Source organism: Lentzea sp. NPDC054927 (assembly GCF_053610285.1).
Genome location: NZ_JBSGXZ010000054.1, coordinates 1 through 26764 on the forward strand (window position 1 = coordinate 1; position 26764 = coordinate 26764).

25 protein-coding genes, 1 tRNA gene and 2 pseudogenes are annotated in these 26764 nt (G+C 66.0%); 11 read left to right on the plus strand and 17 right to left on the minus strand.

The features are described 5' to 3' along the window. On the plus strand, nucleotides 1-124 hold a 124-nt coding region (locus tag ACWGE0_RS40810; RefSeq protein ID WP_452266295.1), incomplete at its 5' end, for an integrase core domain-containing protein. Here the strand turns inward: ACWGE0_RS40810 and ACWGE0_RS40815 are convergent. Further along, nucleotides 121-1254, minus strand: a complete 1134-nt coding sequence (locus ACWGE0_RS40815; RefSeq protein WP_452266244.1) for a L,D-transpeptidase — start codon at nucleotides 1252-1254, stop codon at nucleotides 121-123. The two genes, ACWGE0_RS40810 and ACWGE0_RS40815, sit on opposite strands and share 4 nt — an antisense overlap. Before the next feature lie 281 nt (nucleotides 1255-1535). Between ACWGE0_RS40815 and ACWGE0_RS40820 the strand changes: the two genes are divergently transcribed. Beyond that, nucleotides 1536-1609 (plus strand) — tRNA-Lys (locus tag ACWGE0_RS40820). Nucleotides 1610-1736: 127 nt separating this feature from the next. On the opposite strand, the pseudogene ACWGE0_RS40825 reads toward ACWGE0_RS40820, so the two are convergent. Next, nucleotides 1737-2948 (minus strand): annotated as a pseudogene (locus ACWGE0_RS40825) (IS110 family transposase). A 591-nt stretch (nucleotides 2949-3539) separates the two neighbouring features. On the opposite strand from ACWGE0_RS40825, the gene ACWGE0_RS40830 reads away from it, so the two are divergent. Further along, complete coding sequence (locus ACWGE0_RS40830; RefSeq protein ID WP_452266245.1) at nucleotides 3540-5426, plus strand: hypothetical protein; 1887 nt, start codon at nucleotides 3540-3542, stop codon at nucleotides 5424-5426. Between the two features lie 257 nt (nucleotides 5427-5683). Here the strand turns inward: ACWGE0_RS40830 and ACWGE0_RS40835 are convergent. The 7 genes and pseudogenes from ACWGE0_RS40835 to ACWGE0_RS40865 all read right to left on the minus strand — a co-directional run. Then, nucleotides 5684-5840: pseudogene (locus tag ACWGE0_RS40835) on the minus strand (response regulator transcription factor); the annotation flags it as partial. 524 nt (nucleotides 5841-6364) lie between these two features. Continuing rightward, a complete protein-coding gene (locus tag ACWGE0_RS40840; protein WP_452266246.1) occupies nucleotides 6365-6721 on the minus strand; it encodes a cupin domain-containing protein in 357 nt (118 codons plus the stop codon). Nucleotides 6722-6758: 37 nt separating this feature from the next. Next, nucleotides 6759-9527 (minus strand): BTAD domain-containing putative transcriptional regulator, encoded by a 2769-nt coding sequence (locus ACWGE0_RS40845; RefSeq protein ID WP_452266247.1) that lies wholly within the window; start codon nucleotides 9525-9527, stop codon nucleotides 6759-6761. A gap of 10 nt (nucleotides 9528-9537) precedes the next feature. Continuing rightward, nucleotides 9538-10200, minus strand: a complete 663-nt coding sequence (locus ACWGE0_RS40850) for a hypothetical protein (RefSeq protein WP_452266248.1) — start codon at nucleotides 10198-10200, stop codon at nucleotides 9538-9540. A gap of 10 nt (nucleotides 10201-10210) precedes the next feature. Further along, the gene (locus ACWGE0_RS40855; protein WP_452266249.1) at nucleotides 10211-10957 is read right to left on the minus strand and encodes an SDR family NAD(P)-dependent oxidoreductase; all 747 of its coding nucleotides are present in this window, start codon (nucleotides 10955-10957) and stop codon (nucleotides 10211-10213) included. A 678-nt stretch (nucleotides 10958-11635) separates the two neighbouring features. Further along, a complete protein-coding gene (locus tag ACWGE0_RS40860) occupies nucleotides 11636-11794 on the minus strand; it encodes a hypothetical protein (RefSeq protein ID WP_452266250.1) in 159 nt (52 codons plus the stop codon). A gap of 364 nt (nucleotides 11795-12158) precedes the next feature. Continuing rightward, nucleotides 12159-13076: an alpha/beta fold hydrolase gene (locus ACWGE0_RS40865; RefSeq protein ID WP_452266251.1), complete on the minus strand. Its 918-nt coding sequence runs from the start codon at nucleotides 13074-13076 to the stop codon at nucleotides 12159-12161. An 84-nt stretch (nucleotides 13077-13160) separates the two neighbouring features. Here ACWGE0_RS40865 and ACWGE0_RS40870 point away from each other — a divergent pair, with 84 nt between their 5' ends. Next, entirely contained in the window at nucleotides 13161-13763 is a 603-nt protein-coding gene (locus ACWGE0_RS40870; protein WP_452266252.1) for a TetR/AcrR family transcriptional regulator, read from the plus strand. Between the two features lie 31 nt (nucleotides 13764-13794). On the opposite strand, the gene ACWGE0_RS40875 is transcribed toward ACWGE0_RS40870, so the two are convergent. Both ACWGE0_RS40875 and ACWGE0_RS40880 read right to left on the minus strand, forming a co-directional pair. Then, a complete protein-coding gene (locus ACWGE0_RS40875) occupies nucleotides 13795-15084 on the minus strand; it encodes a PP2C family protein-serine/threonine phosphatase (protein ID WP_452266253.1) in 1290 nt (429 codons plus the stop codon). Between the two features lie 190 nt (nucleotides 15085-15274). Continuing rightward, nucleotides 15275-15649, minus strand: coding sequence for a MerR family transcriptional regulator (locus ACWGE0_RS40880; protein WP_452266254.1), 375 nt, complete (start codon nucleotides 15647-15649; stop codon nucleotides 15275-15277). Between the two features lie 835 nt (nucleotides 15650-16484). Here ACWGE0_RS40880 and ACWGE0_RS40885 point away from each other — a divergent pair. Genes ACWGE0_RS40885 through ACWGE0_RS40900 form a run of 4 tightly spaced genes read left to right on the plus strand, consistent with a single transcriptional unit; the run spans nucleotide 16485 to nucleotide 19192 of the window. Further along, the gene (locus tag ACWGE0_RS40885) at nucleotides 16485-17420 is read left to right on the plus strand and encodes a tetratricopeptide repeat protein (protein WP_452266255.1); all 936 of its coding nucleotides are present in this window, start codon (nucleotides 16485-16487) and stop codon (nucleotides 17418-17420) included. After that, nucleotides 17417-17629 (plus strand): sigma factor-like helix-turn-helix DNA-binding protein, encoded by a 213-nt coding sequence (locus ACWGE0_RS40890; RefSeq protein ID WP_452266256.1) that lies wholly within the window; start codon nucleotides 17417-17419, stop codon nucleotides 17627-17629. The genes ACWGE0_RS40885 and ACWGE0_RS40890 overlap by 4 nt, the downstream gene beginning before the upstream one ends. 43 nt (nucleotides 17630-17672) lie before the next feature. Continuing rightward, complete coding sequence (locus tag ACWGE0_RS40895; protein ID WP_452266257.1) at nucleotides 17673-18395, plus strand: GAF and ANTAR domain-containing protein; 723 nt, start codon at nucleotides 17673-17675, stop codon at nucleotides 18393-18395. A gap of 53 nt (nucleotides 18396-18448) precedes the next feature. After that, nucleotides 18449-19192 carry a GAF and ANTAR domain-containing protein gene (locus tag ACWGE0_RS40900; protein ID WP_452266258.1) on the plus strand — a complete coding sequence of 248 codons (744 nt, stop codon included), beginning with the start codon at nucleotides 18449-18451 and terminating at the stop codon, nucleotides 19190-19192. A 9-nt stretch (nucleotides 19193-19201) separates the two neighbouring features. Here ACWGE0_RS40900 and ACWGE0_RS40905 read toward each other — a convergent pair whose 3' ends face one another. Genes ACWGE0_RS40905 through ACWGE0_RS40915 form a run of 3 tightly spaced genes read right to left on the minus strand, consistent with a single transcriptional unit; the run spans nucleotide 19202 to nucleotide 20744 of the window. Further along, entirely contained in the window at nucleotides 19202-20068 is an 867-nt protein-coding gene (locus ACWGE0_RS40905; protein ID WP_452266259.1) for a transglutaminase-like domain-containing protein, read from the minus strand. Then, entirely contained in the window at nucleotides 20065-20220 is a 156-nt protein-coding gene (locus ACWGE0_RS40910; RefSeq protein ID WP_452266260.1) for a DUF6307 family protein, read from the minus strand. Before ACWGE0_RS40910 ends, ACWGE0_RS40905 begins: the two co-directional genes overlap by 4 nt. Beyond that, a complete protein-coding gene (locus ACWGE0_RS40915) occupies nucleotides 20217-20744 on the minus strand; it encodes a DUF5994 family protein (protein WP_452266261.1) in 528 nt (175 codons plus the stop codon). The genes ACWGE0_RS40910 and ACWGE0_RS40915 overlap by 4 nt, the downstream gene beginning before the upstream one ends. A gap of 371 nt (nucleotides 20745-21115) precedes the next feature. Here ACWGE0_RS40915 and ACWGE0_RS40920 point away from each other — a divergent pair, with 371 nt between their 5' ends. The 3 genes from ACWGE0_RS40920 (at nucleotide 21116) to ACWGE0_RS40930 (ending at nucleotide 24314) form a co-directional block, all read left to right on the plus strand. Beyond that, on the plus strand, nucleotides 21116-22324 hold the full coding sequence (locus ACWGE0_RS40920; RefSeq protein ID WP_452266262.1) for a GAF and ANTAR domain-containing protein: 1209 nt from the start codon (nucleotides 21116-21118) through the stop codon (nucleotides 22322-22324). A 97-nt stretch (nucleotides 22325-22421) separates the two neighbouring features. Continuing rightward, entirely contained in the window at nucleotides 22422-23105 is a 684-nt protein-coding gene (locus ACWGE0_RS40925) for a hypothetical protein (protein ID WP_452266263.1), read from the plus strand. Nucleotides 23106-23273: 168 nt separating this feature from the next. Beyond that, nucleotides 23274-24314, plus strand: coding sequence for a fatty acid desaturase family protein (locus ACWGE0_RS40930; RefSeq protein ID WP_452266264.1), 1041 nt, complete (start codon nucleotides 23274-23276; stop codon nucleotides 24312-24314). 26 nt (nucleotides 24315-24340) lie between these two features. On the opposite strand, the gene ACWGE0_RS40935 is transcribed toward ACWGE0_RS40930, so the two are convergent. From ACWGE0_RS40935 to ACWGE0_RS40945, 3 genes are all read right to left on the minus strand, one after another. Further along, on the minus strand, nucleotides 24341-24505 hold the full coding sequence (locus ACWGE0_RS40935; protein WP_452266265.1) for an RGCVC family protein: 165 nt from the start codon (nucleotides 24503-24505) through the stop codon (nucleotides 24341-24343). Continuing rightward, a complete protein-coding gene (locus tag ACWGE0_RS40940) occupies nucleotides 24492-25631 on the minus strand; it encodes a N(5)-(carboxyethyl)ornithine synthase (protein ID WP_452266266.1) in 1140 nt (379 codons plus the stop codon). Before ACWGE0_RS40940 ends, ACWGE0_RS40935 begins: the two co-directional genes overlap by 14 nt. A gap of 152 nt (nucleotides 25632-25783) precedes the next feature. Next, complete coding sequence (locus ACWGE0_RS40945; protein ID WP_452266267.1) at nucleotides 25784-26635, minus strand: aldo/keto reductase; 852 nt, start codon at nucleotides 26633-26635, stop codon at nucleotides 25784-25786. Between the last annotated feature and the right edge of the window lie 129 nt (nucleotides 26636-26764).

Sequence of the window (26764 nt, forward strand, 5' to 3'; positions counted from 1 at the left end):
AACCGAACGCCGAACCGCCCTGCCCGGCTGGATCCATTTCTACAATCACCACCGAGCCCACTCCGCCCTCGGAGGCCAGCCACCCATCACCCGGCCGACCAACCCCCCTGGACATCACAACTAGCGGTTGCCCTGCACCCACTGCGCCCACGGCACCTGCCAGTCGCCGAAGCCGTCCCACGGCTCCAGCGGCGGGCCACCGGAGTTGGTGACGACGACCACGTCGCCCTGCTTGCTGTTGTCGATGACCCACTTGGCGTTCGCGGGCGACAGGTTGAGGCAGCCGTGGCTCACGTTGCGGTTGCCTTGGTCGCCGATGGACCACGGCGCGCTGTGGAAGAAGATGCCGCTGTTCGACATCCGGTACGCCCAGTCGACCGGCGTCTTGTAGCCGCCGTTCTCCAGCGCCAGGCCGTACGTGGTCGAGTCCATGATCATGTGGTCGTGCTTCTCCATCAGCACGTACGTGCCGATGGGGGTGGCGTCGGCCGGCTTGCCCATCGAGGTCGGCATGGTCCGCACGACCTGGCCGTTGACCTTGACGTTGACCTGGTGCGTCTGACCGTCCGCCTCGTAGATCACCGAGTCGCCGACCGTGGTCGTGATCGTGCGGTCTTCCTGGCCGTAGATGCCGTCACCGATGTGCTTGCCGTAGACCTTGATGTTCATCGTGATCTTGGTGCCCGGCTTCCAGAACTCCTGCGGCCGCCAGTGCACCTCCTTCTTGTTGAACCAGTAGAAGGCGCCCTCGACCTTGGGCTCGGTGGTGATCTCGAGCATCTTCTCGGCCGCGACCTTGTCGGCCACCGGCTCGTCGAAGTAGAAGGCGAGCGGCTGGCCCACACCGATCGTGGTGCCGTCCTGCGGGTTCGTCGACACGTAGGTCAGCGTCCGCGGCTTCACCGTGGTGAAGGTCGACTCCTTGGTCTCCGGCTTGCCGTCCTCACCGGTCGCCGTGGCGCTCAGCTTGTACGTCTTCGAGTACCCGAGCGGCTCGGTGTTCGTCCACTGCGTCGACTCGGGGTTCATCTTCCCCTCGACGACCTTGCCCTCGGGGTTCGTCAGCTTGACCTCGGTCAGCTTCCCGTCCGCCGCGGTGGCGATCACCGGTAACCCGGGCGACACGTCAGCCGCGCCGTTGTTCAACGCCAGCGTCAAAGTGACAGGCTTCGGCGGCGGAGGAGCACTCGACGACGGATCCCCCGACCCGCCGGCGTTCCCGCCGCCACCTGAACAGCCTGCGATCAGGATCACAGCGACTCCCGCCATGACCACCCCACGACCGCGCCTGCCCCACATCCCCATCGACGTACTTCCGATCTGCTTGTCGCCGCTCCCGAGACTGCCTGCACGAAGTCGTTTTGGCGTCCCCCGAGTAGGTGACGACAGGAGGTGGCCCGAAGTTGCTCAAGTGGCCGGATCGTTACGTGGCGGATGCACCTCCAAACCAGGGCTGACCAGCCGATTGGGAGCGCCTCCGAGGCGTGTGCTAACGTTCTTCACGTCGGAACGGCAAGTGACCGGCACACAAACAAGCGCCGCTAGCTCAGTTGGTTAGAGCAGCTGACTCTTAATCAGCGGGTCCGGGGTTCGAGTCCCTGGCGGCGTACTCCAGAGAAGCAGGTAGAGATTCGTCTCTACCTGCTTCTTTGCATTTTGCGTGCTCATCCGAATTCTCCCTTTCGTCGTTCTGGATCATGGTTTGCGAGCCCGAGGACATCCCTGGGGTTAAGGGCTTAAGCCACAGCGAGGCGGTGGCCCCAGGCGGTGGTCTCGTCGTAGGTCGTGCGGGTGGCGATGCAGCCGTGGAGGATGCCGACGAGTCGGTTGGCGAGGTGGCGCAGGGCGGCGTTGTGTGGCACGCCGCGGGCGCGTTGGCGGTCGTAGTAGACGCGTGCGCCGGGTGAGGTGCCCAGTACGCTCATGGCTTGGCGTATGAGTGCGTCGATGAGTCTGGTGTTGCGCACGTATCGGCAGTTCACGGTGGTCATGCGGCCGGAGGCGATGGTGACGGGGCTGGTGCCGGCGTAGTTCTTGCGTGCTTTCGGGCTGGCGTACCGGGCCCGGTCGTCGCCGAACTCGCCGAGCGCCCTGACACCCAGGGTCTCGCCCATGCCTGGCCGGGACAGGTAGATCTCCGCGTCCACGTGCTTGCGCAAGCGATTGGCCATCTCGTTCTCGACGGTGGTGATCTCCGCGACGAGCACGGCGATCACCGCCACTAACGACTGACCGTCACGGCACACACGCGTTGCAGAGCCACAGGTACGCGCAGCTGCTCGGAGCGCAGAGCCTTGTGAATCCTCTCGGCCCGCTCGTCGATCTTTCGCCTGCGTGGACGCTGGAGCGCTGCAACGATCTGCTCCCGCGTGACCTTGACTGCGGCGTCCGGGTCGGGGGCACGCTTTAGCAGGTTGAGCACGTCAGGAGCGGCGAGATCTTCCGGAACGCGGCGAGTGCTGCTGGGTAGAAGTCCCTAAGTTGTGCCCGTAGGCGTGCCACCTGGCGCTGGCGGTCCCAGGTCAGGGTCTGATGCGTGCGAGCGAGCAGTTTGATCGCCTCGGACAGGTCGCTGTCGCCGGCAACCGGGCGTAGCTGGTGTGAGTCGGTGCGCACCATGTCGGCCAATGCGTGCGCGTCCGCGGCATCGCTCTTGGCCCCGGCCAGGACGAATCGCTCGCGGAACTGTCCGGTTTGGCGAGGGTTCACGGCGAACACCCGATACCCGGCAGCGACGAGTGCAGTCACCCACGGGCCGCGGTCGGTCTCGATCGCGATCAGCACCTGCTCAGGTCCCACCCCATCGGAGTGATCGGCGATCAGCGCGTGCAGCCGCGTGATGCCTTTCACACCTTCGGCAGCCGGACGGCGACCAGCTTGCGGCCGGTCGCGTCCATGATCTCCATGTCGTGATGACCTTCTGCCAAGTCATCACCGACGAACAACACGTCACGTACATCCACGCCTCGGCAGCACTCGATCAGCGGGAGAACGCCTGCAGTCAGTGGTCCTGTGCTCACACCAGCGCCACGATGGGCACGACATCCCTTCAGTGGTCGTTCATCCCCGACCACTGGCAAGCACACGCGCCTCGGGAAGGACTCAACCGCTCCGCAATAGCCAAGTGCTCACCTACCAGCAGCCGTCATGCTGCATGGCTCCGGTCTTACCGCCAGGCGAGCACCTGTCTTTGTGGCGGCGACGCCTACCTTGCCAAGGGCTCAAAGCACGATGCCGATGCCGGGCACAGTTGTGGCATGCGGCCAGTGGCGATGCGGTGGAACTGGGCGTTGTGCAGGGCCAGTTCGAGGTAGCAGTCGAGTGGCCGGTTTCAGGTGCATCGAACTCCCCGCAGGAACACGGTTCCGGCTCGCAGGTAGGTGGTCTGTCGTCAGATGAAGTGAATGCCACGAAACAGCGAATGAAGATCCACCAATGCAGTGATTACAGCTTCCGAAGGGTTCACAACGAAGCAAATCGCGGGATAGCTTCAGCGTCGGGTCGGGGCACATGAGGAGGAACCGCAGGTGCCGTACGCAGTGTGGATCGAAGTCTCTGATCCAGATCCCGGAACCGCCGACGAGGTGACTCAGGCCCAGCGCCCTCAGTTGATCATGGAGCTCATCCAAACAGGCTGGGAAACTCCGGCGATCGAAGAAGAAGAAGAAGAAGAAGAAGAAGTTCGTGATGTTGTCGACGCACGTGTCCTGACACATCCGGACGGCGCCTTCATCGGCATCGCCGTCGCCACCGGCCGGTTCGAGGTGGCGACCGAAGCGGGGATGAGCCTCGCACACCACCTGGCCAGTACACCGGCGCTGTTCGGCTGGACCCTCGATTCACTGCGCGTGGAAAAGCTTGAAGCACCGCAACCGTCTGGCAGTTGGCTGCCCGAACTGAACGACGACGCACCACGTTGGCCGGTTGCCACTTACCTTCCCCGCGAGTTCCAGGAGATGTCGGCTCAGTACTTGATCGCTGCGGCGGTCCGCCATATCGCCGACCCGACCGGCAAAGCCGAACGAGCCGCGGACGCCACCGACCTCATCGCCGGCGCCATCCGCGAACACCCATGGGATCGCGAAATCGTCGGCACACTCGGCGCGCTCCTGGTCGCCGCGTGCCGACGCGAAGCAATAACAGGCACGCGACACCAACTGATTGCTCGCGGCGACGGTGATCCCGAACTTGCCGAAGCGCTCCTGCTCACCATCCGGAACGACTTCGACTCGCCGTCGACCGACTACGACGATGACGACCGAATGCGCGGGCACGTCCTCATCGAGGAGTTCAGGTCAAGCCACGGTCTCCGGGATGACGAGTCGGCCGACGTCGAACCGTCCGAAGAACGTCTGCGTGACCAACTCCGCGCACTGCTGTGGGCTGGTTTCCGAGTGCTCGCCACGTTCGGCAAAGACACGCTGGAGCACGCCCGCTCCCCGTGGTTGTGGCTTGCCGGCCTCGACAGCGACGCGATCGACCCGCTGGTGAACGAACTGGCGGAGCGAGACAGCGACGATCTCGAAGAGTCCGACGAGGAAACGGAAACCGAACTCGGGACCGCCGCAGACGCACTCCTCGTCGTACGCATGGCGTTGCTACACCCCGAACTCCTCGAACAACAGCAACCCGAGTTTCACTCAACGCTCGGCGACACCGAGATGACGACGGGTCCGCTCCACCACGTCGTGTTCTATGCGTTCATGGCTTTCGGAGCCGCTCCGGTCCAGGCCGTCGCAGCATCGCCCAACCCGGAGGCCGCGCAGCTTCTCCTTCCTGTGCTGCAGGCGATCGACGCAGAAGAGGATGACGCTCTTGACGGGCTCTACGGAGTGGTGAACGAACTCCTGCCACAGCCCGGTGCGATGCCCGACGAGTGCAGACGAAAGACGATGGCGACGCTGAGCTTCTTGACAGCCATAGCGGCCGAGGCAGGTCAGACCCGCACTGAGGAAGTAGCGCGCGAGCTGTTCCGCCACCCCGTCGAGATGGCGTGCGTGATCGTGTACAGCTCCGACGACAGCAACGTCGTCCGGACTCTCCAGGTCCGCGTCCTGGCCGCCGCGGCAGCCATCGACCCGGCCGTGGCCGGTCGGCTCGCCGGAGAACTCCGCTCGCTGAAGAGCAACGACCCACGCGATGAACCGGCACTTCGCGCGGAGGCACTCAGGTGGTGGGCGGACACCGTTCAAATCGCACAACGACTTCAGGCCGACGAGGACTTCGACCTGACAGCCGTCGGTTGCCCGGAACCTGGAGCCGGACTACTCGGAACGGTGACGAAGCCAGACCGTGTGGCTGACTCAGCACTGGCCAGCATGCCGACCGAGACGGTTGTCGTCGCGGTGACACAAGTGGTATCTGCGTTGAGCATCACGTTGAAGAGTCCGGAATTGGCGTACGAGGTTCTGTCCACATGGGACTGAGTTTCTGAACTTGAGTGCTCAGCACCGTTCAAGTTTTGGTACTCGCAAACCGCCGTACTGCTGGATTATGAACACTCGCCGCGGCGACCGCCGGGAACGTCTACGAGCAACGGGCTGCCCGCACTCGTGCGGCACATGAGAGTGCTTGACCTCACCCTGAACTCAGCGCCTACTTCAGGGCTGCTGCCAACGGCGACCCGGAGGTGTCGTACATCAGCGGATCCGGGGGTCGGGTGCCTGGCGGCAGGTCACCGCCGTCACGGGAGCCAGCAGGGCCGGACCAGGCCGGCCTCGTAGGCGAACACCACGAGCTGCGCGCGGTCCCTGGCGCCGAGCTCGACCATCGCACGTGACACGGGTCTTGGCCATGGCCGGACTCACCAACAGACGGGCGGCGATCTCGTCGTTGGACAGGCGGTACCGGCCAGCGCGACATCGAGCAGGGGGAAGCTGGTGACGTTGCGGGAGTTCGCCGAGGCGGGGAAGTTCACGCCAGCCCTTCAACGCCCAAGGGGAGCCCTGCCAGAGTTGAGTTCCGGCAAGGCTCCCTGTGATGGGTCAGGCGACGGTCAAGAGCACCTGCGCCCGTCGTTCACGCACCGCACGATCTTCTGCATCGTCTGTCGGAGTTGACGTTGGCGAAGTCGTTGTGGTCGGAGAACAGGTTGTGGTTTTCCTCCGGGAACGCGTCGAGCTGGTACCGCCCTTCTGCTGGGTGTCGCGGGAGATGTTGTAGGAGATGCTCGCTGCCAGGTGGAGAGCGTCGTACAACCACGCGACCCGCGACCCGATGCCGCTTCAGACGAACCGCGCTCTTCTCTGGCCCTGCTGCTCTTGCGGAGTGCCGTGGCTGCGGACAGGCGCGAATATCTTGCCCGCGGCCACAACACGTCCTACTCGGCGATGACAGCACTTAGCGGAGGAGCCCTGCGGGATCGTCAGGCAAGAATTTCCTCGTCCGCAGGATCGAAAGCGGGTGAACAGATGATCAGCATCCTCACCTCATGTCCAACCATTTCGTGCTTCTCACCCGTGCGGATCAGCGTCGCACCGCCCGCCTCCACATCGCGTCGCCTGCCATCAACCGTCACTTCCAGGACACCGTGCTCCACATAGTAGAGCTTGGTGCTGCGCTGATTCACGCGCAGTGAATGCAGCCCGTCCAGGTCGGCGGCGACAAGGTCGACCGCATCACTGTCGACCGAGGAGAAGTAGGAGAAAATTGTCATCGCATCGTCCACCGACCGCCTGGTCGCCGCTGCGGCCGATACGAATGAGCGTTGCTCGATCGACACCTTTTATTCCTTTCTCATATGCCGTTTCCGGCGTATCTCACAAGCCATCCAACGCGGCTCGCAACTCGTTGATCTCCGGCCAGTTCGCACACTGCGGATATACTTCGAATTCATCAGAAAGCCGACGCAGCAGCTGTCGATTTCGCCGCAGTATCTCGGCCGCTTCGTCGAGTGAGCAGACTCTCCGTGTGGCGATGTCGAGCAGGCTGTAGAGGTCCAGTCGCCAACTCGCCTGGTGCGTCGAGGTCTGCAGCTGGTAAATCAACCGTTGCAAAGTTCTCCTGCACACCGGCATGCCCTGGTCTCGCGCAGGCAACAGCAGGTCGAGCGGTTGGTCTCCGAAGTACGACAGCTGCGCCCCCACGTTCACTTCGTTCTCAAGAGCAGGCCCGCCGGCTTGTCGTTCAGCTCGCAAGCGGTCGATGTACCCGTCGAGCAGATCGATCTGTCCGGCGAACGAGAGGCCCACGATGACGCTGCGACGCAGCCACGGGTCGGACTCCAGTTCGAGATACCTCAGCAGGAACTGCAGGACACGCTGATCAGGAACGTTCGCCATGATGTAGGCGAGCTGGCTCAACGCGAGCTGCGACCTGGCATTTCTCGTTTCATCCTGATCTTGACCAGCGGCACTGCGAGTGAAGGCTGCAAGAAAGATCTGAACCATCACTCGTGAGGTTCTGCTTCCAGGTGGTATGCACGTCACCATGTCACGGAGAAACTCCACCACCTCAGGGGAGTGATACCGCTCGAACAGCTGACGGAGCTTTGCCTCATCGGACAGCACCGCCCGCATGATGTGATCAGCGACGAGAAACTCCTGGAAAGACTTGTGCGAGAAGTTGAGCATGCCGATAGCGCTATCGTGGTAGGGCAGAAGGGTGGACTCCACCAGCAGCGAATGATCAATAAGATCACTGACAACGTTGGCCACCTGAACGTCGGGCAGGTTCCCTCCGAGCAACACATGCGCGCCGCGAACGTGCCGGTTCAACTCCTCAACGGTGAAGTTCGGTGGATCATCCTGATCAACCGGCGATTCGTCGTAGAACGTCCAGGCGAGGGACCTGAGAATATCGCCCTTCTGACCGGCGGTCAGCACGGCCCCCATCCGCGACGACTCCGCCTCGAGCGTGCGATGTATCCATGCTCGGTACAGCGACGGCAGATCGATCACGCTGCTCACAGCGGACAACTCGGTTCTCGGTTCCGGCCCAGGTGACAGCAGATGGAGTAGCATGTTCGCGCGCATCGGTGTGCTGCACACCTCGGAAAGAGTGAATCTCGCCTCCAGGTGCGATCTCAGAGCGGCGAGCAGTGCGTTCGCCTCGTCCGGAAAGCAGTGGCGATAAAATCTGCCCGCATAGTCGGTCAGCTGACTTGGAGACCACGCCTGCAGCGTCAGCACGTCTCGGCTGAGCGAGAACGAACCAGATCTGAGGTGCCGGTCGTAGAAGACCTCACGACAACAGATGACGTTCGCCCGCAAGAACAACGGTCGTTCAAGCAGGGAGATGACGTCGCGATGCTGCCGACCGGCCATGAACTCGTCCAGCGAGTCGAGCATGAGGAAGACACGCGTATCGGGTAGACCCAACGTCTCGAAACGTTCCCGCAACCAGGCCGCCGACCCGAAGTCAGGATCCACCCCAGCATCGCGGAACTGCCTCAAATCGAGGATGAACGGCACCGTTCGCGCGTGATCGCCCGGACCGTCCAGCTTCGAGCGCAACCTCAGGTACAGCGAGAACAACAGCGTGCTCTTACCGATCCCAGGAGAGCCGGTGACGAGCAACCGGCCGTGCGGGGAGCCGGCGAGCGCGGCTTGTTCCATGACATGCTGGAGGTCCATGACACTGGTGTGCTGCTCGTCCGCCGCGATGAACGGCAGCAGCAACCGATGGTCGACCAGATCCCCCACGTGCAGCCGATGGCCGCCCTGTATCTTGCGGTTTCGCACCGCGCGATCGGTGTCCGCCAGCCACTCCAGGAATGAGGGCGACGCCGCCGTCATGTGATGTGCCGCGCCTGGATCATTCCGCTTCCCACGCCGGATCAGGTTCTGGAACTTGAGCGAGGCCTTGCCGCCGAGGCTGTAGACGAAGTTGTCGAACACCTCCACTGCGGCGCTTTCGTTGCCGAGCGCGAGCAAGGCTTCGGCCTGCAAGAAGTGCAGTGACTCCTCGAACCGGTGATCTGGGTGACGAACCAGTTCCCGCGCTATCTCGACCGCGCGTTCGAGCGCGGAACGCGACCCGACCTGGATCAGTGCCTGGCACAGCACCTGTTCGGCTGCCAGCAGGCGGGCGTTGAAGTGGTCTGCTCCGAGGCCGTCGGTCAGCACGCCGTCGTCGTAGGGCCCTGCAGGATTGCCGCGCCACAAAGACACCGCACGCTCGGCCGCCGTCAGCGCAGCCGACGGATCATCCTTCACAGCACCGCGCGCAGCGGACACGAGTTCGTCGAACTCCAGCAGATCGGTCGAGTCTCCGTCCGCGAGCTGAAATCCGTAGAAGGTGTTGTCAGCACGCCGGGTCGTGATGCGCTGGGTTCCGAGCAACCGTGCAGCACGAAGCTTCAGCCCGTGCACGTCGCTGCGCAATTGTTCAAGCCCGGCAGGCACTCGCCTGACAGTAGCGATCAACCCCATCAGCGCGTCAATCGACAGGTCCTGGCCTGCCCTGACCACCAAGAAGCGAACGAAGAGCGCGAGCTGGCCACGCGCCGGCACCAGCATCTCCTGATCCAGGTCGACAATTTCCAGTGGGCCGAGCACGTTGATCCGGACTCGGGACGGAGGAGCCATCGAAGTCTCCTCAGGGCGTGCTTAACAGGTTCCGGATCATGCTCAGCTCGGTTCGGGTTTCAGCGACCGTCAAGCGCTTCACCCTTCCGTCCTCGAGTGGGGCAGCGGGGTGGCGCAGCACAGTGGTGTGATCAGTCTTTGCGGGAGCGCTTATGAAACAGGTCACCGCAGGCGTCACCGGCGCAGTGACTCGATGCAGCCTGTCATGGGCAAGTTGGTACAGATAACCTGTGTCAGCGACGATGTCGGACCGCCGCACGGCATTCACAGGTCCCAACCGCCGCAGCTCGTAGCAATCCTGTCGACTAGGCGGTAGGTACTGGAATGCCTCCAGTTCCACTATCTCGGGCCTGGAAGGATCGACGTTGCCGGAGGCGATGTCGAAGTACTCCATGTGCAACGCACCGGCCAAGACCATGGATGCGAAATCCCACCTGTGGTTGTGCACGTTTGATTCGCTGGTCTGACTTGTCGACCAAATGTGGAATCTGATCCGCGATTGCGCTGTCGCCCCGACCACAAGCTTGGTGAAGCCGTTGTCGTGTCGATACGAGATCTCAGCGATGCGGCGAACAGATGCCTTGTCTGCCAGCGTCCGCTCCACCAAGTCCGGCAGCCGCTGCCGCTTGACGTCGGATAACAACGTCAACAGGTCAGATCGCGCAGGTTTCATATCCATCTCCTCACATATTCAGAATCTGTCCGCCATCCATCGTCAGAACATGTCCGTTGACGAATTCGTTCTCGATCAAGAAACGCGCTGCGCGAGCAATGTCTTCCGGCGTGCCGAGCCGCCCGGTCGGCGTGGTCTCGATCGCCCATCTGACGGCGTCAGGACCTGCGGCCCGCGTCATCGCCGTGTCCACGTTGCCCGGCGCGATCGCGTTTACCGTGATGCCGTGCGGGCCCAGTTCACGCGCCATCGCATAAGTGAGGCTAATAATTCCCGCTTTTGCCGAGGAATAGGCGAGAATCGGCGCACACCCCGCCATGGCGTATGTACTGGTGAAGTTCACGATCCGCCCCCAGCCCCGCTCGCGCATCGACGGCGCGATGCTGGTGATCAGCCTTATAGGTGCGGTGAGGTTGAGTTCGATGGTCCTGTGGAGGTCAACGCCCTGGAGCTCGGCCCATCCAGCAGGTCTCAAGATTGCACCCGCGTTGTTCACCAGGACATCGACGTGCCCACCGTCCGCGGCAACGGCATCGAGGATTCGATCCACCCCGTCAGGTTCAGCCAGGTCCGCGCACACCGGAACAGCCGTACCACCCGCGACCTCGATGGCGGCAGCAGTCTCATCCGCCGCGCGTTTGTCCGCGACATAACCGACGAACACGCGCGCTCCCGACTCGCCGAGCGCGATCGCAATGCCGCGACCTATACCTCGACTAGCGCCAGTCACCAGGGCCACCTTGTCGCGTAGATCCACGTGTCGCTCCCTCGGACCTGGCTGTCGACGTATCAGGCAACCTGCACCACGAGCCCGGCTTGAACTGGTGGTCATCTTGCCGATCAGGAGAGAGAACGGTATCAGCCTGCAGTTGCCCCTCGATACGACCACGTGCGCAATTACGCCATCTGTCACGAAACCAGTACACCGTTGGTGTCTATGCAGGCACACGGGGGTCTCACAGGTCCCGGACGTGGTATGCAGGCAACGCTGTTCAAGCCGGAAGCAAGGCAGACAAGCCAGTTTGAATTGCTCCGCCAAGCCGTCGGCAAGCCACAGCTCGAAGACTGAGTGCAATCCACTTGGACGCACGGAGGTCAAGATGGCGAAGAATCAGCCGAGCAAGTCGGGACATTTTGTCCAGTATCGTGGCCAATTCAATCTGCTAGACGTCGCGGCTCTCGCTGCCGTCCTCTTCCTGTACGGAAGTCCCGAACCGCCGCAACACCCGACCGAGGCCAACAGTCACGCTCCGGCCTGCGTGACACCTGATCACCAGAACCGACCGGTCGCCGGCATCGCGTTCGATAGCGGTCGGGACCACCGGCGGACCTGACCCACGAATTGGCGGGTCAGGATCCCACGGCCCCGACGTCCGCACCATCAGAGAAGCTGGCCGAGACTCGTCTCGACCGGCTTCTCGTTACCTGCGGGCCGTCAGCCGCGGTGCCACTTCTGGTTCGCGCCGCCCACGCAGTCCCACAGGAACGTCAGCCCGACCACCTCGGCCGTGATCACCGTGACCGCCCGCTCAACGTCGTGAAGGACCCGGAAGCGGAGCCCGAGGAGCCCGAGATCCCCGACCTGCAACGACACAGGGCGGCACGACGCGACAGGAGCACCTGGCGCTTCCTGGGATTCACGTGCTGAAACGGCACTCATCAACATCACCCGGCACCACCGTCGGGGTCCACCCGAGGACTCTTAATCAGCGGGTCCGGGGTTCGAGTCCCTGGCGGCGTACGTGGCAAAATGAAAGGCTCACGCTCACAAAGAGCGTGAGCCTTTTTGCTTCGTTGTGCCTTTTTGGGGCCGAGCCCCAAAAACCCAGCCGGTTGGCGACGGGCCGCAGGGCGGCGTTGTAGGACACACCTCGAGCACGTTGGCGGTCGTACGCCCGCGCACATGGTGAACTTCGCGAGACTCCGCCACCGATGTGTTCAGCCTTGCGGCACGCCTGCTATCGGTTTGACACGAGGAAGTCCTCCAGGATCTCGGTGAACCGTGCCGGCTGCTCCTCGGCCACGTAATGGCCGCAATCGTCGAGGACCACCCCGGTGACATCGTCGGCCGCCAGCAGCATCGTCTCGGCGACCATCGCGCCGCTGTAGCGCGCGCCGCCGATGGCGAGCACCGGCAGCGTCAGCCGGGTCTTGCCGCGCCGCTCGTTCTGCGCGATCGTCTCGTCCAGCGCCCGGTAATACGCGAAGCTCGCACGCAGCCCGCGGGGATCCGCGACGATCGCGTCGACGTAGACGTCGACGGCGTACGCGGGGATCGCGGCCGGGGTGGCGGCCTTGGTGGCGAACTGGTGGCCGAAGAAGAGATGCTCCCGCCCCCGGACCAGCTCCTCGTTGAGGTCGGTGAGCCGGTTGAAGCCGAAGTGCCAGAGCCGCTGGTTGACCGCGGCCGGGCTGAAGACCGACGGAATCGGCGTGAGACCGGGGATGACGGCGTCGACGACGGCGAGCCTGCCCACCCGCTCGGGGTGATCGGCGGCGAGGGCGTATCCGGTCCACATGCCGATGTCGTGGCCGACCACGTCGAACCGGTCGTGCCCGAGCGCGGCCATCAGCGCGACCAGATCGGCGGCCAGCGTGCCGGCGTCGTAACCGTTGTCGGGCTTGTCGGACAGCCCGGCCCCGCGCGAGTCGACGGCGACGACGGTGTGCTCGCGGGCGAGCGCTGGCATCACTTCCCGCCAGGCGTACCAGGTCTGCGGCCACCCGCCGACCAGCAGCAGCGGCGGGCCGTCCCCGCCGGTGACCGCGTGCAGCCGCAGTCCGTCCAGCTGCACGAACCGGCTGACGAAGACGTCGGTGAACCCGTCGGGCAGCCGCAGCGAACTCAAGCTTGTCGTGACGTCGGCCGTACCCATCTTGGAACGATCAGTGCAACTTGTCATGCCGGTGACCCTACCCATCTTGAAACGATCGATACAAGATGCGTAGGGTGATGAACCATGGTGGGCCGCAAGCAGTTCGACGTGGACGAGGCGTTGCAACGTGCGATGCACGTCTTCTGGCGCTGGGGCTATTCGGAGGCCTCGATCGACCGCCTGGTCGAGGGCACGGGTCTGGGCCGGAGCTCGCTCTACAGCACCTTCGGCGACAAGGGCAGTCTCTTCCGGAAAAGCCTCGAGCGGTACGCGCAGACCTACCACCCGCTGTACGACCAGGCGCTGTCCGGCCCCCATTCGGGCCCGAGCGCCGCTGTGGCCGCCTACCTGCAGGTCACCCTGAACCGCATCGCCGACCCAACGGTCCCGGACGGGTGCCTGCTCACGATGTCGGCAGCGCAGTTCCCCGCCCTCGACGCGCAGGGCCAGGCGATGGTCCGCGCCATGATCGACGGTGTGCGGGCGATGCTGGAGCAGGCGTTGCTGGCGGCGGGGGCCGATGATCAGGATGCGGCAGAGCTGGCGTTGTGCACGCTGGCAACGAACAAATCCCTGGCGGTGCTGAGTCGCGCCGGCTTCTCGAGCGAAGACCTGGCAACCGTTGCCACGGCCGCCGCCCGCATCCCAGGGGGAGCACCGACCGCGTCGAACGCGACCTTCCCGTAGTTCAGGACGTTGCCGAACCCGAACAGCAAGGTCAACCCCGACCACCGTCGCCATGATCACCGTGACCGCGCGCAGAGGGAGGACGCGAGGGCGAGGCGGAGTCCGTGTCCGCGCCGTTGTCGGCTTGGCGTTCGGTGCGGCCGATTCCATGCCAGTCCAGGCAGAGCACGGTGGCGTCGTCCTGGAGGTGATCGCGGTATGCACGCCGCACGGCCCTGGTCGCCGCACGTACCACCTCCCTGGGGTGCAGCGCTTCGGTGCCGCGCAGCAGCGCGGGCAGGTCGACTTCTTCCGCGGCGCGTTCGAACATGCCGTCGGTGAGCAGCATCAGCCGGTCTCCTGGACGCAGGTTCAGCCGTTGCACCCGGTAGGGGCACGGTTTGACGCCGAAGAGCAGGTCGACCTTCAGCTTGAGCGGCTCCACGACGCCGTTGCGCAGCAGCAGTGGTGCGGGGTGGCCCGCGTTGACCAGTTCGACCGCTCCGTCGCGCAGGTCCACGCGCACCAGCAGTCCGGTCGCCAGTGATCCCAGGCGGTGGTTCAGCAGGGCGTGGTTGGCCTGCTGTGCCTGCTCGACCAGGTCGTCGCCGGCCCGGCGGGCCCTGCGCAGCGCACCGACCAGCAGGGTCGCGGTCATCGCCGAACCCACGTCGTGACCGACGGCATCGGTCATCGACAAGTGCAGGACGTCGCGGTCCAGGGCGTAGTCGTAGGTGTCACCGCCGATGTCGTGGGCCGGTACCAGGGCGCCGGCGACGGTGAACTGGGCAGCCTCGCAGCAGGACGCCGTGGGCAGCAGCTGGTGCTGGATCTCCGCGGCCAGGCTCATCGTCGTCGTGCGCCTGCCGGAGTGGTAGAGGTCGGTGAAGCGGCGGTCGGTGACGATGACGTAGGCCAGTGCGTGAGCGGCCTCGCCCAGCTGCGCCAGCATCTCCTCGTCGAGTGAGGGCACGGTCGCCTCCAGCACGCCGACGCAGTCGCCGCGGTTGGTCACCGGCAGCACCACCCGCACGCCGTTGCCGTCCTGCTCCTGCCACGGCTGCTGGGTGCGCAGCACCTCCTCGTAGGTGCTGTCCCGCAGATCGATGCGCGCCGCGCCACCCCCGCCGAGGTTCCACGTGGTCGAGGTCAGTCGCACCAGCTGCTCATCGCCGACGTCGATCAGCAGGAACGACACGTCGAAAGCCTTGAACCGCTCCGCGAGGTCGCGCGCGACGACCTCCACCGACTCCACCGGCGGTGCGCTCTCGGCCGCCGCCAGCACATCACCCGGTCGCAGCACATCGCCGTCCACGGCAGAACCTCCGAGCAGTCGGGCCATCAACCACACCACCCGCATCGGTCGAACACAACGATCAGGCGTGGTTGCCCAGCGCGGCATCCGGGCAACCGCATGAGCCCAGGTTGTCAGAGGAGGAGAGCGGAACCACCCACCTCAGGCAGCCGCCGCTGCCCCGGGTTCGGTGGACGGTTGTTGCTGGATTTCGGATCGACGACCCGGCTTTGCCGGGTCACAGGCCTCGCAACGGCGGGTACGGCTCGTCGGGTGTGCGCGGCGGCGGCTGGGTGTTGTGGCTCCTGGCTTCGTCGAGCTGGTCTTCCAGGGTGACGATGCGGCAGGCGGCATCCAGGCCGATGCCCTCGTCGAGCAGGGTGCGCACGCGGGCGGCCAGGCGTAGTTGGTAGCGGGAGTACCGGCGATGCCCGCCGGCGGAGCGCTGGGGCTCGATCAGCTTCTGCTCGTCGAGGCTGCGCAGGAAAGCCGCTGTGGTGCTGAGCATTTCCGCGGCCCGGCCCATGGTGTAGGCGGGGTAGTGGTCGTCGTCGAGGTTCTCGGCCGCGGTCTGCGGTTCGACGGGTTCCGGTTGGGATGTCTCTGGGGTCATCGCGCCTCCACATCACGAGGGGCCCCGATGCGCAGTAGCACCGGGGCCCCAAGGGTTTATGGGTTTCACTTCCATCAATCGACCGTGAGGCCGTCTTACTTCTTCCGCCTGGCCCGCGTCAGAGACGGGGACTGCGGGGATCGTTGCTTGTGCTTAACCGAAGACCACCTGCCGATCTCGATGGAACCGCGGTACCCGCCCGGCGAACTTCAGCCGGAGACGGGCGATCCGATGGTGTGCAACCCTTCCCTTCTCCTCTGGTACCTGACTTCTGTTCCGTGTACTGACTTCGGTGTCCGCCGGAGCCCGTTCTACAGATCGGCTCCGGCGGACGACCACCGTGCACTAGCACTTGCATCCGTACTGCGTCTTGCACTGACTCACGGGTAGTTCGTCATCTCCCGTGCCGATATGACGTTCTCTCTCTCGCGACCTATCGAACAGTACACACGACCGATGGCGAATGTCTACCTCCACCACTACAGATTTACTCAATCTAGTGACACAGGCATGCTGACCTGCAGCGTTGCGGAGTGATCTGACACGCCTTGCTCCGCTGCCCGCTGCCTGGTCAAGACCCTGAGTTGCTCGACGGCAGCACTCGACAGGTGCCTCACGAGCGGGCGAGCGAAGTACCCGAACAGGCTGTCGCGGCGCGCAACGCACGGCCGCCCGGTTGGTGGCAAGTGGTTATCGCAATTGGTCGTGGCGATCAAGTTTGCGGCCGAACAGTGGCCGGACGCGACGGCGTCGCGGACTAGAATCGGTGACGACCCAGACCGCCCCGGCCCCCGGCGGTGCCACTCGCCACCACCATGGTCTGAGGTGCTGTCCCATGATCGGGCTTTCGGACGTCGCACGCCTGGAGGAGGACACCCGCGCGTTGCGCGAGACGGACTACCGCAGTGGCGGCGAGAGCTGTCTCGACGGGGTTCGGCTGCTGATCCGCGAAAGTCTCCCGCTGCTCACCACGCCTGCGAGCGAGCAGGTGCGGCAACGGCTGCACGTCGCCATGGCCGACCTGCGGAACCTGGCGGGCTGGGTGTGCTTCGACGCAGGTCTGGTCAACAACGCGCACAACCACTTCTGCCACGCCCTGGTGCTCGCGGGGCTGGCCCGTGCGGACGGGTTGACCGCCAACGTGTGCTACCGGCTCGGCCGGGTGTTCCTGCACCACGGACAGCTCGACGAGGCGTCGCGGTACTTCGACCTCGGGCGGCTCGCGGCCTCGCGGTCCGGTGACGACCTCGCGGCCAGCATCCTGTCGGTCAACGCGGCGTGGGCGTGCGCCAAGCGGGGCGTGGAGCACGGTGCCCGCACCCTGCTCGACCGCGGGCAGGAGCAGTTCGGAGCCGCGAACCGCACCGGCGTGGCCGGCTGGGCGGAGTTTTTCACCGAGGCCGATCTGTCCGGGCTGGCCGGAGCCGTGCACACCGACCTGGCCGGCACCGCGGGGCGGCAGTACGCGGCGAGTGCCGTATCGCTGCTCACCACGGCGGTCGACGGCTACGGCGAGGGCATGGTCCGCAGCCGGGCCCTCTGCCTGATCCTGCTGTCCACCAGCCAGATGATCGACGGGGACGTCGAGGCCGGCGTGCACACCGGCCTGCGGGCGCTCGAGACGTCGGAGAACGTCGGATCGGCCCGCGTGCGCGATCGTTTCCGCCCGCTCGCGGCGCACGCGCGCAAGCTTCGCGGCCACGCCGGTGCACTGGCGCTCGCCGAACGGATCGACGCCGGTACCGCCACGCCGGCGCCGCCAGGGCCATGAAGCGTTCGGCCGAGCCCGGCCCGTGGCATCTGGAGGTGCTCACCGACGAGCAACGCGCGGTGCTGGAACTGCGCGTTGTGCACGGTCTGTCCGCCGAGCAGGCGGCACGGGTGCTCGGCACCACTACGGCGGTGGTGCGGCTGGTGCAGCACCAGGCGCTCGAAGCACTGCGCGCGGTGATCACCCGGCCGCGCCCTGTTCCGCCGTGAACAGCCGCGCGTGGGATGCTCTGTGCAACGGAGGGTGGCGGCGGTGAGCGGTGAACGACTGGCCAAGCTCCTGTCGTACCTCGCAGAAGACGCGGCGGCACGCGGCATCACCACTTCCAGCGAGGCGGTGTGCGACGCGTGCATCGGGCTGATCGGGGTGAGCGGCGCCCAGCTGACCCTGATGACCGGCACCGGCCGCGGCGAGTCCCGGTATTCCACCGACGAGATCGGCACCCAGCTCGAGAACCTGCGGTTCACCCTGGGCGAGGGGCCCTCCGAGGACGCGGTCCGGTCCGGGGTGCCGGTACTGGTGGGGCAGCTGGACTCGTGGGAGAACGACCAGCGGTGGCCGTTGTTCGTACCGGCCGCGATCACCGCCGGCGCACGAGCGATGTTCGTGTTCCCGTTGCGCAGCGGTGCGATCCGCATCGGCGCCCTCGTGCTGCACCGGACGAGCCCTGGGCCGCTGAGTCCGGAACAGGTGCAGGACGCGCACGTCGTGGCCGACCTCATCATGTCCCTGCTGCTGGACGAGCTGACCCGCCAGCACCTCGACTCCGCGTTTCCTCCAGCCGACGGAATGCCGCTGAGCCGTGCCGAGGTGCACCAGGCCACCGGGATGCTGTCCGTCCAACTGGGTGTGAGCATGGAGGAAGCACTGGTGCGACTGCGCGCGCACGCGTTCGCTCATGACCAGTCGGTCGTCGACGTCGCCCGTGACGTCGTCGCCCGGCGTCTGCGACTGAGTCCGGAGGGTCCGGTCTGATCCCAGATGATCACTCCCCCCGTCCCGGCGATCGATCAACAGAGGTGACGCCCATGTCCATGGAGAATCTGGCGGAGACGTTCGTCGAGCTGGCCGACACCCTGGTCGCCGACTTCGACCCGGTCGAGTTCATGCACCTGCTGGCCGACCGCTGCGTCGCCACGCTGGAGGTGGACGCCGCCGGCATCCTGCTCGTCGACCACCACGGCGAACTCCAGGTGGTCGGTGCCTCCAGCGACCGCGCCCGGCTGCTCGAGCTCTTCGAACTGCAGCACCGGCAGGGCCCGTGCATGGAGTGCTACCTCACCAGCGTGCCGGTGACGGTCGCCAGCTTCACCGATCCCCCGCAACGATGGCCCGAGTTCTCGTCCGTGGCCAAGGATGCCGGGTTCGGCGCACTGCACGCGCTGCCGATGCGGTTGCGTGAACAGACCATCGGCGCGCTGAACCTGTTCACCGTCGCGGAGGGATCGCTGCCGGAGCCGACGCTGCGGGTCGCGCAGGCCATGGCGGACGTCGCCACCATCGGCCTGCTCCAGGCCCAGGTCATCAGTCATCGCGACCTGCTCGCCGGGCAGTTGCAGCACGCGTTGCAGAGCAGGGTGCTCATCGAACAGGCGAAGGGCGTGCTCGCCGAGCGGATGCAGAGCGACATGAGCCAGGCGTTCGAGACCCTGCGCCGTTATTCGAGGAGCCACAACAAGCACCTCAGCATCGTGGCGGAAGGCGTCATCGCCGGAACGATCGCGATGACGGCGCTGGTGGCGACCAAGGACACCAATCCACCGGCGCGTTGATCCGCACCGTCACCGCCAGGCCGGCGCGAGGTCCTCTTCGGCGTGCACGGCCATCGATTCCAGCACCGGACCGCCGTACGTGGTGACCATGGCGACGTCGGCGGCGTCCCGGCCGCGGCCGATGACGACACGTCCCTTGCGGGTCGTGTTGTTGCGCGGGTCGAAGGTCCACCAGCGGTTCCCCAGCCACACCTCCATCCACGCCGCGAAGTCCATCGGCGCGTCGTCGGGCGGCACGCCGACCTCCGGCAGGTAGCCGAAGGCGTAGCGGGCGGGGATGTTGAGCGCACGGCAGAACGAGATCGCCAGGTGCGCGAAGTCGCGGCAGACACCGATGCCGGAGGCGTTGACGTCCGCGGCGGTGGACTGCGAGTCGGATGTGCCGTAGCCGAAGCTCAGCGTGTCGTGGACGTGCTGGCAGATCTCCCGCACCCGCAGGTAGCCGGGCGGACTGGCGCCGAACCTCGACCACGCCTCGTCACCGAGCACGTCGGACACGCAGTAGCGGCTGGGCAGGGTGTACAGCAGCACGTCGTCGGGAAGATCGTCGGGCGCCGTCTCCTGTGCGTCCTCGTCGACGTCCTCGACGCGATCGGGCACGTCCACCCAGGCGCTGTAGTCCACAGTGGACAGACCCGCGGGCAGCACGACACGGGCGCACCTGTTGCCGTACAGGTCGAAGTAGTGCCGAACCGGCGTTTCCGGCTGCACCGCCAGGTGTTCACGGCTCACCAGCACGTCACCGCTGCGCGCCACCCCGACCAGGAACACGGCCGGCGTGGGCACCTCCGCGCGGTAGGTGAACGCGCATCCGACGCGGAGCAGCCGAGTGCTCCGCGCCGGGCGTTCCTCGCGCTCCTGGCGGGGCGAGGTCACCGCACCCTCTCCGGGATGTGGTCCAGTGCGCGCAGCACGTGCACGGCGACGTCCCGTGCGGCTTTGTCACCGAGCTCGGCCCGGCCGGACAACACGTCCTGCACCATCTGGAGCCGGCGTTCGTACGCGGACGTGTAAACCTCTGTGGTCATCGAGTTCCTCGCGTGTTTTGCTGGGGTATCCGGCTGCCCGTGTCCGGCGCCGGCGTGGTGGTGCGAGGGAGTTCCGCGCCGAGCAACTGCTCGACGGTGTCGGCGTTCTCGCGGAGTGCGGCGCGCATCATGATCTGGTGGGCGGCCGACGGGTCGGTGTCCGGCGCGACGAGGAGCAACGTGTGGCGGCGCCGGTCGCCGGAGATGACGTCCACGGTGTGCGGTGGCCTGGACCAGAACCCGCTCAGCCGCACCCGGATGCCGTCAACGGAGATCTGGCTCGGCGCGGTGTCCCACTCGGTCAGGTTGTAGCTCACCCGCGGGATCTCACCCAGCCGAACTGCCAGCACCGCGAGCAGCGCGGGCAGTTCGGCGGCGAGGTCCCGGGACCGCGGCCACCACGCACCGTCGACATACCCCGTGGTGAGCGCCTTCGGCCGCAACCGCAATCGCAGCGGATACCGAGGCTGCTCGGTGGCCGTGACAGCCAGTGGGGTGATGGATTGGTGAGGGGCCGACGTCATGCCGGGGCTCCCGTCTCCGGCCGAAAAAATCAGCCGGTTCTGGTTTCGCCGAGTACGACATGAGCTTGACCGCTCAGGTACGAGATATTCCCGGCAGAATTGACACTACACTCATTCCAGCACGGCAAACCGGAATGACCTCGAATATTTTGCGAGCACCGGCTCGCCTGTCGGTGCTGGTAGTCAGCCTGCGCCAGCCGAAGTCCGGCTACTGGGCCGTTCAGCCCCCCACATTCTCATCCTGCTCCAGCAGGCGACTGACGCAGATGGCGCGAAAAGCGCGAAAAGTTTGATCTCGGCCTCGGTGGGGCTACGCTGAACAAAAGCCGCCCAGCCCCCGCGGTTGCTCTGGATCTCGTGAGGAGATGTCAGTGAGCACCGTGGGTGAAACCCGGCGGGCCGCCGTTCGCCACGTCTGCATCGCTTCCGGGGTGGTGACGAACGCGGTCGGCACGGCGATCTACCTGCGCACCGGTCAGGGCAGCGTCCGCCTGTTCGAAGCCACCGGTTTCTGCGGCGAGGAGGTCGCGGAGCTGCAGACCTCGCTCGGGGAAGGGCCCGCGTTCGAAGCGACCCTGCGGAACCGGCCGGTACTCGCGCCCGAGCTCGTGGACTCGGCGCACTGGCCGAGCTTCACCCCCGCCGCCGTCGAGGCCGGGGTCGAGGCGGTGTTCGCGTTCCCGTTGACACAGGGCGCCACGGCGATCGGCGCGCTGGAGGTCCACCGCGACACCGACAACGCCCTGACACCGGACGAGATCGCCGGCGTGGTGCAACTGGCCGAGATGGCGATGACTCTGTTGCCGCGGCCGACAACGACAATTGATGAGGTGGAACAGGTGTCGGACCAACGGGTGGCACAAACCTTCGTCGAGCTGGCCGACACGCTCGTGGAGCGGTTCGACAGCATCGAGTTCCTGCACGTGCTGGCCGAACGTTGCGTCGAGTTGCTGGCCGTGGACGCGGCCGCGATCGTGCTGGCCGACGACGCGGGTGTGCTCAAACTGGTGGCCACGTCCAGCGAACTCGTGCGCCCGATGGAGTATTTCCTGCAACAGAGCGAAGACGGCCCCTCGGAGGAATGCTTCCGCACCGGAAAGACCGTGCAGTGCTCCGACCTGCGCGCTCAACCACAGCGATGGCCGCGGTTCAGCACCGCGGCGGTGGGCCTTGACTTCGAAGCGTACGACGCGGTGCCCATGAGACTGCGAGAAGACGTCATCGGTTCGTTGAACCTCTTCCGCGCCTCACCCGGTGCACTCCCCGCGGCGACGGGCGCACTGGCGCAGTCGTTCGCGAACATCGCGACGATCAGCCTCCTGCAGGTGCGATCCGCCCGGCACGACGAGCTGCTCGCCGAACAGCTGCAGACCGCGCTGGCGAGCCGCGTCGAGATCGAGCAGGCCAAGGGCGTGCTGACCGAACGTCTGCAGATCGGGGTCGAGGACGCCTTCTCGCTCATGCGGAACTACGCCCGCAACTCCGGCCAGCTGCTGTCCGACGTCGCCGAGCAGGTCAACGCCCGGTCACCGGAGGTCACCGCGCTGACGAGGGTCAACCGGCCGCGGTCGAGCTGGTAGCCCGAGCACCCAGCGTTACTCCACAATGGACGATTATCGCCCGGATGCCTGAGCCGCGGCGCGAGTGCGGGCGTAGCGTGGGGCCATCGACGAATCAGTGAGCAGCGAACAGCCAGGCACGGGATCGACCAGGGTCGCCGAAAGGATCCGGGCGAGCGCCGCCGTGATGGCGGGCGTTCTCGGGCTCCTCGCGGCCGTCCTGGTGGTGGCGCTGGGCGTCGCGGAGGCGGGCGCGGCGCTGCTGGGCGTGCTGGGATGGCTGGTCGCCCTGGCCGCACGCCTGCCGGTGCTGGCCTCCGCTGGCCGGTTGCACGCCGTCCGGCTGCGCGACTCCATCCTCGCGGTGACATCGGGGACCACCGACGAGGTGGTCCGGCTCGCGCTCGTGCTGGTCGTGGTCAGCGGTGTCGACTCCGCGCTCTGGGCGGGCTTCGGCTGGGCGCTGGCCGGGCTCGTGTTCGCCGGTGCCACCAAGCTCGCCCAGTTCAGCTCACCGATCGGTCAACAGGCCGCCGAACAGTTGAGGTCGCAGGGCGGGTTCATCAGCACGCATCCCGTGCACGGCGGAATTCGCGGCGTCGCCGCGACCTCGTTCCACCTCGGGGCGACCCTCCTGCTGACCGCCGGGCCGTGGTGGGTGCTGGTCACCGCCTCCGCGCACGCCGTGGTGAACGTGGCGTACGCCCGGTGGGCCCGGCGCCGGCTGCTGGCGGTCGAACTGCTCGGCGCCGCCGTTGGCGCGGCACTACTCCTCGCCGGACTGCTGACTGCCGTACGGTGAGGAGAGAACCTTCCTCTGCCCAGCCCGCCGGGTTTGTGGCCGATGTGGAGGGGAATCCCACCACGGGCGCTGTGAACAGCGCCACCGATGGCCCCGGCCCCTGGCGTCGGATGAAGCCGACGAGCACGTGCTGCCCGCCGACGTCCACACCAGCGAACCGGAGCGCACATGACCTCGACGACGCACGACTCGACCGACATCGCGAAACGCCCACCCGGCACCGACTTCGCGCGGCTGACCAAGGAGATCAAGGCCGCCGGCCTGCTGGACCGCCGGCTCGGTTACTACTTCGTGCGGATGACGATCAACGCGCTGCTGCTCGGCGCGATCGCGGTGACGTTCGTGCTGCTGGGCGACTCCTGGTGGCAGCTGCTCACCGCGGCCGCCCTCGCAGTGGCCTCGACGCAGCTGGCGTTCATCGGCCACGACGCCGGGCATCGGCAGATCTTCCGCAGTCACCGCAACAACAACGTGGTCGGGCATCTGCACGGCGGCCTCACCGGTATCAGCTACCAGTGGTGGGTGGCCAAGCACAACCGTCACCACGCCAACCCCAACCACGAGGACCACGACCCGGACATCGAGATCCACGCCCTCGCGTTCAGCCGTGCGCAGGCCGCCACGAAACACGGCGTGTACAGCTGGATCACCAAGCACCAGGCGTTCCTGTTCTTCCCGCTGCTGCTCGCCGAGGCGGCCATGCTGCGCATCTCCGGTCTCACCGCGTTGTGCCGCAACGAACTGCGCAATCCGTGGAGGGAAGCCGCGCTGCAGATCCTGCCGCTGGCCGGTTACCTGACGGCGATGTTCCTCGTGCTGTCACCGGTGAAGGCAGTGGTGTTCATCGTTGTGCACCAAGGCCTGATGGGCGTCTACCTGGGTTGCTCGTTCGCACCGAACCACAAGGGAATGCCGATCATCGCCGCGGGCCAGCGCCTCGACCACCTGCACAAGCAGGTGCTGACTTCGCGCAACGTCACCGGCGGCCGGTGGGTCGACGGCCTGCTCGGCGGCCTCAACCACCAGATCGAGCACCACCTCTACCCGCACATGCCGCGCCCCAACCTGCGGCACGCGCAGCCCCTCGTCGAGGACTTCTGCGCCCGGCACGGAATTCCTTACAGCAAAACGACTCTGCGTCGCTCCTACGCTCAGGTGCTGCGTCATCTGCACGACGCGGGGGCACCGCTGCGCCACCCGGCGAGCTGACCGCCGGGTGGCCGAGCGGCCGGCGGTCACCCGCAGATGCAGCCTCGAGGCAGTGCGGAGGCGGTGGTCGCCGCGCAGAACCGAACGCCGAGCGGGTCGTGCTCGTCCCACGGGTGCGGGCACGCCGCGCAGACGGCGGCAGCGCCGGTGTGATCGTCCACTTCGGTCGTCAGGGGCTCAGACGTGGGCATGGGGGTACTCCGATGAACGGTGTTGGAACGAGAGGATGCTGGGGTTCTGGACGACGCCGTCACGGATCTCGATGGCGCGCCGGATGATGTCGCCGGCGTCCCACGCCCCGGTGAGCACCGAGCGCAGGTGCGGGAGAAGCGCTTCACTGATCTCCCAGGTCGCCGAGTTCCACAGGTAGGACGGGCTGTGGTCGACCCCGTAGTAGCGGACGTTGTCGCCCACCATGAACGACGGCTCGGCGAACGAGGTCGGGCGGGCCCAGTCGAAGCCCATCCCCCGGTCGCAGGACACGTCGACGATGAGCGTGCCGGGGGACAACGCCGGCAGGTCGTCCTCGATGAGGAACGTCAGCGGCTTGTCCGGGTTCTGCAGCACGCAGTTGACGATGATGTCGTGCTCCGCGAGGAATCCGGCCAGCGGGACGGTCCCGTCGTCGGTGATCGCGTGACTGCGCCGCGGATCGGCGTCGTCGTGGTCGAAGTGGACCATCCGCGCCGAGTGGATCGGCGAGCCGACCGCCGTGACACCGCGGTTGGTCAGGACGTTGACCTCGTGCACGCCGTGCGCCTTGAGAGCCGTCACGGCACCTCGTGCGGTGGCACCGAATCCGATCACCGCGGCGCTCAGTCGCCTGCCGTAGTCACCGGTCGAGCCGGCGAGCTGCAGCGCGTGCAGCACCGAGCAGTAGCCGGCGAGTTCGTTGTTCTTGTGGAAGACGTGCAAGCCGAACGAACCATCGGTGGTCCAGTGGTTCATCGCCTCGAAAGCGATGACGGTCAGCCGTTGTTCGATGGCCAGCTGGGTGAGCTTCGTGTCCTGCACGCAGTGCGGCCAGCCCCACAGCACCTGGCCGTCCCTCAGCTCCGCGACGTCCTCGGCGAGGGGTTTGGGCAGCAGGATGACGTCGCACGTCGCGATGAGCTCTTCGCGCGAACGCAATCCCGCTACGGAAACCGCGAGTTGTTCGTCGGATATGCCGAAACGTTCGCCGTAACCGTGTTCTAGATAGATGCGGTCACGCAGATCCGCGTCGATCCGGTCCAGGTGGAGCGGATGGATCGGGAGCCGGAGCTCGTTCTCCTTGCGTGACAGTGCGATGACTCCGAGACTGAGTTCCGAGGTCAACTCGGCGCTCCCGCCTCCAGCCGAACCGGCCGGATTTCTCGTGCGCCCAAGGCGACATCAGCTTGAACGCTGACGCGCGACATGCCCTCGGTGAGGTCAGTCTACTGCTGTGCTCAGGAGACGGCGAGGCCGATGCGCCGCAGCCACAGGGCTCAGGTCAGGCGGCGCTTGGCGAGCCAGCTGACGATGTCGGGGTCCTGGTGGTCGAAGAACAGGGAACTGCCGGTGTCGAGGGTGGTGATCCTGGCCATCTGCTCGTCGGTGAGCTCGAAGTCGAAGACGTCGATGTTCTCGGCCATCCGCTCGGCGCGCACGGACTTGGGGATGACGACGACTCCACGCTGGGTGAGCCAGCGCAGCACGACCTGGGCGACCGACTTGCCGTACTGCTCGCCGATCCCGGTCAGCAGCGGGTTGCTGAACAGGTCGTTCCTGCCCTCGGCGAACCCGCCCCACGACTGGATCTGCACGCCGTAGCCGCGCATGAGGTCCTGGTAGTCGGCGCGCTGGAAGAAGGGGTGGGTCTCGATCTGGTTGACGGCGGGGACGATCTCGTTGTTGACGATCAGGTCGATCAGCCGGTCGGGGTAGAAGTTCGCGACACCGATCGCCTTGGCCCCGCCGTCGCGGTTGATCGCCTCCATCGCGCGCCACTGGCTGTAGACGTCGCCGAACGGCTGGTGCATCAGGTACAGGTCGAGGTGGTCCAGTCCGAGGTTGGTCAGGGACGTCTCGAACGCGCGCCTGGTGTTGTCCTCGGCGGGGGCGTCCTGCACCCACAGCTTGGTGGTGACGAACAGGTCCTCGCGGGGGATGCCGCTGGACTTGATGGCGCGGCCCACGGCCTCCTCGTTGCCGTAGGCCGCGGCGGTGTCCAGCAGCCGGTAGCCGGCGGCCAGCGCTTCGGACACCGCGCGCTCGGTGTCGTCGGCGGGAATCTGGTACACGCCGAACCCGAGGAGCGGCATCACGACGCCGTTGTTGAGGGTGACGGTCTTCTGCATCGGGAACGTCCTTCGCTGGCGGGGTCGGGGGCGGATGAGGGCCTCGAGGACCTGGCGGCCGGACGCGATGGTGCCGTCCAGGACGTCGGGCGGCAACTTCTCGACGTGGGCGCGAGCCGGTCGGGCGGT

Coding starts and splice junctions, on each gene's coding strand:
- ACWGE0_RS40845 (WP_452266247.1), bottom strand. CDS start 9,527: ATGGCTCCTCCGTCCCGAGTCCGGATCAACGTGCTCGGCCCACTGGAA.
- ACWGE0_RS40850 (WP_452266248.1), bottom strand. CDS start 10,200: ATGAAACCTGCGCGATCTGACCTGTTGACGTTGTTATCCGACGTCAAG.
- ACWGE0_RS40865 (WP_452266251.1), bottom strand. CDS start 13,076: ATGGGTACGGCCGACGTCACGACAAGCTTGAGTTCGCTGCGGCTGCCC.
- ACWGE0_RS40870 (WP_452266252.1), top strand. CDS start 13,161: ATGGTGGGCCGCAAGCAGTTCGACGTGGACGAGGCGTTGCAACGTGCG.
- ACWGE0_RS40875 (WP_452266253.1), bottom strand. CDS start 15,084: ATGGCCCGACTGCTCGGAGGTTCTGCCGTGGACGGCGATGTGCTGCGA.
- ACWGE0_RS40880 (WP_452266254.1), bottom strand. CDS start 15,649: ATGACCCCAGAGACATCCCAACCGGAACCCGTCGAACCGCAGACCGCG.
- ACWGE0_RS40885 (WP_452266255.1), top strand. CDS start 16,485: ATGATCGGGCTTTCGGACGTCGCACGCCTGGAGGAGGACACCCGCGCG.
- ACWGE0_RS40890 (WP_452266256.1), top strand. CDS start 17,417: ATGAAGCGTTCGGCCGAGCCCGGCCCGTGGCATCTGGAGGTGCTCACC.
- ACWGE0_RS40900 (WP_452266258.1), top strand. CDS start 18,449: ATGTCCATGGAGAATCTGGCGGAGACGTTCGTCGAGCTGGCCGACACC.
- ACWGE0_RS40910 (WP_452266260.1), bottom strand. CDS start 20,220: ATGACCACAGAGGTTTACACGTCCGCGTACGAACGCCGGCTCCAGATG.
- ACWGE0_RS40915 (WP_452266261.1), bottom strand. CDS start 20,744: ATGACGTCGGCCCCTCACCAATCCATCACCCCACTGGCTGTCACGGCC.
- ACWGE0_RS40930 (WP_452266264.1), top strand. CDS start 23,274: ATGACCTCGACGACGCACGACTCGACCGACATCGCGAAACGCCCACCC.
- ACWGE0_RS40935 (WP_452266265.1), bottom strand. CDS start 24,505: ATGCCCACGTCTGAGCCCCTGACGACCGAAGTGGACGATCACACCGGC.
- ACWGE0_RS40945 (WP_452266267.1), bottom strand. CDS start 26,635: ATGCAGAAGACCGTCACCCTCAACAACGGCGTCGTGATGCCGCTCCTC.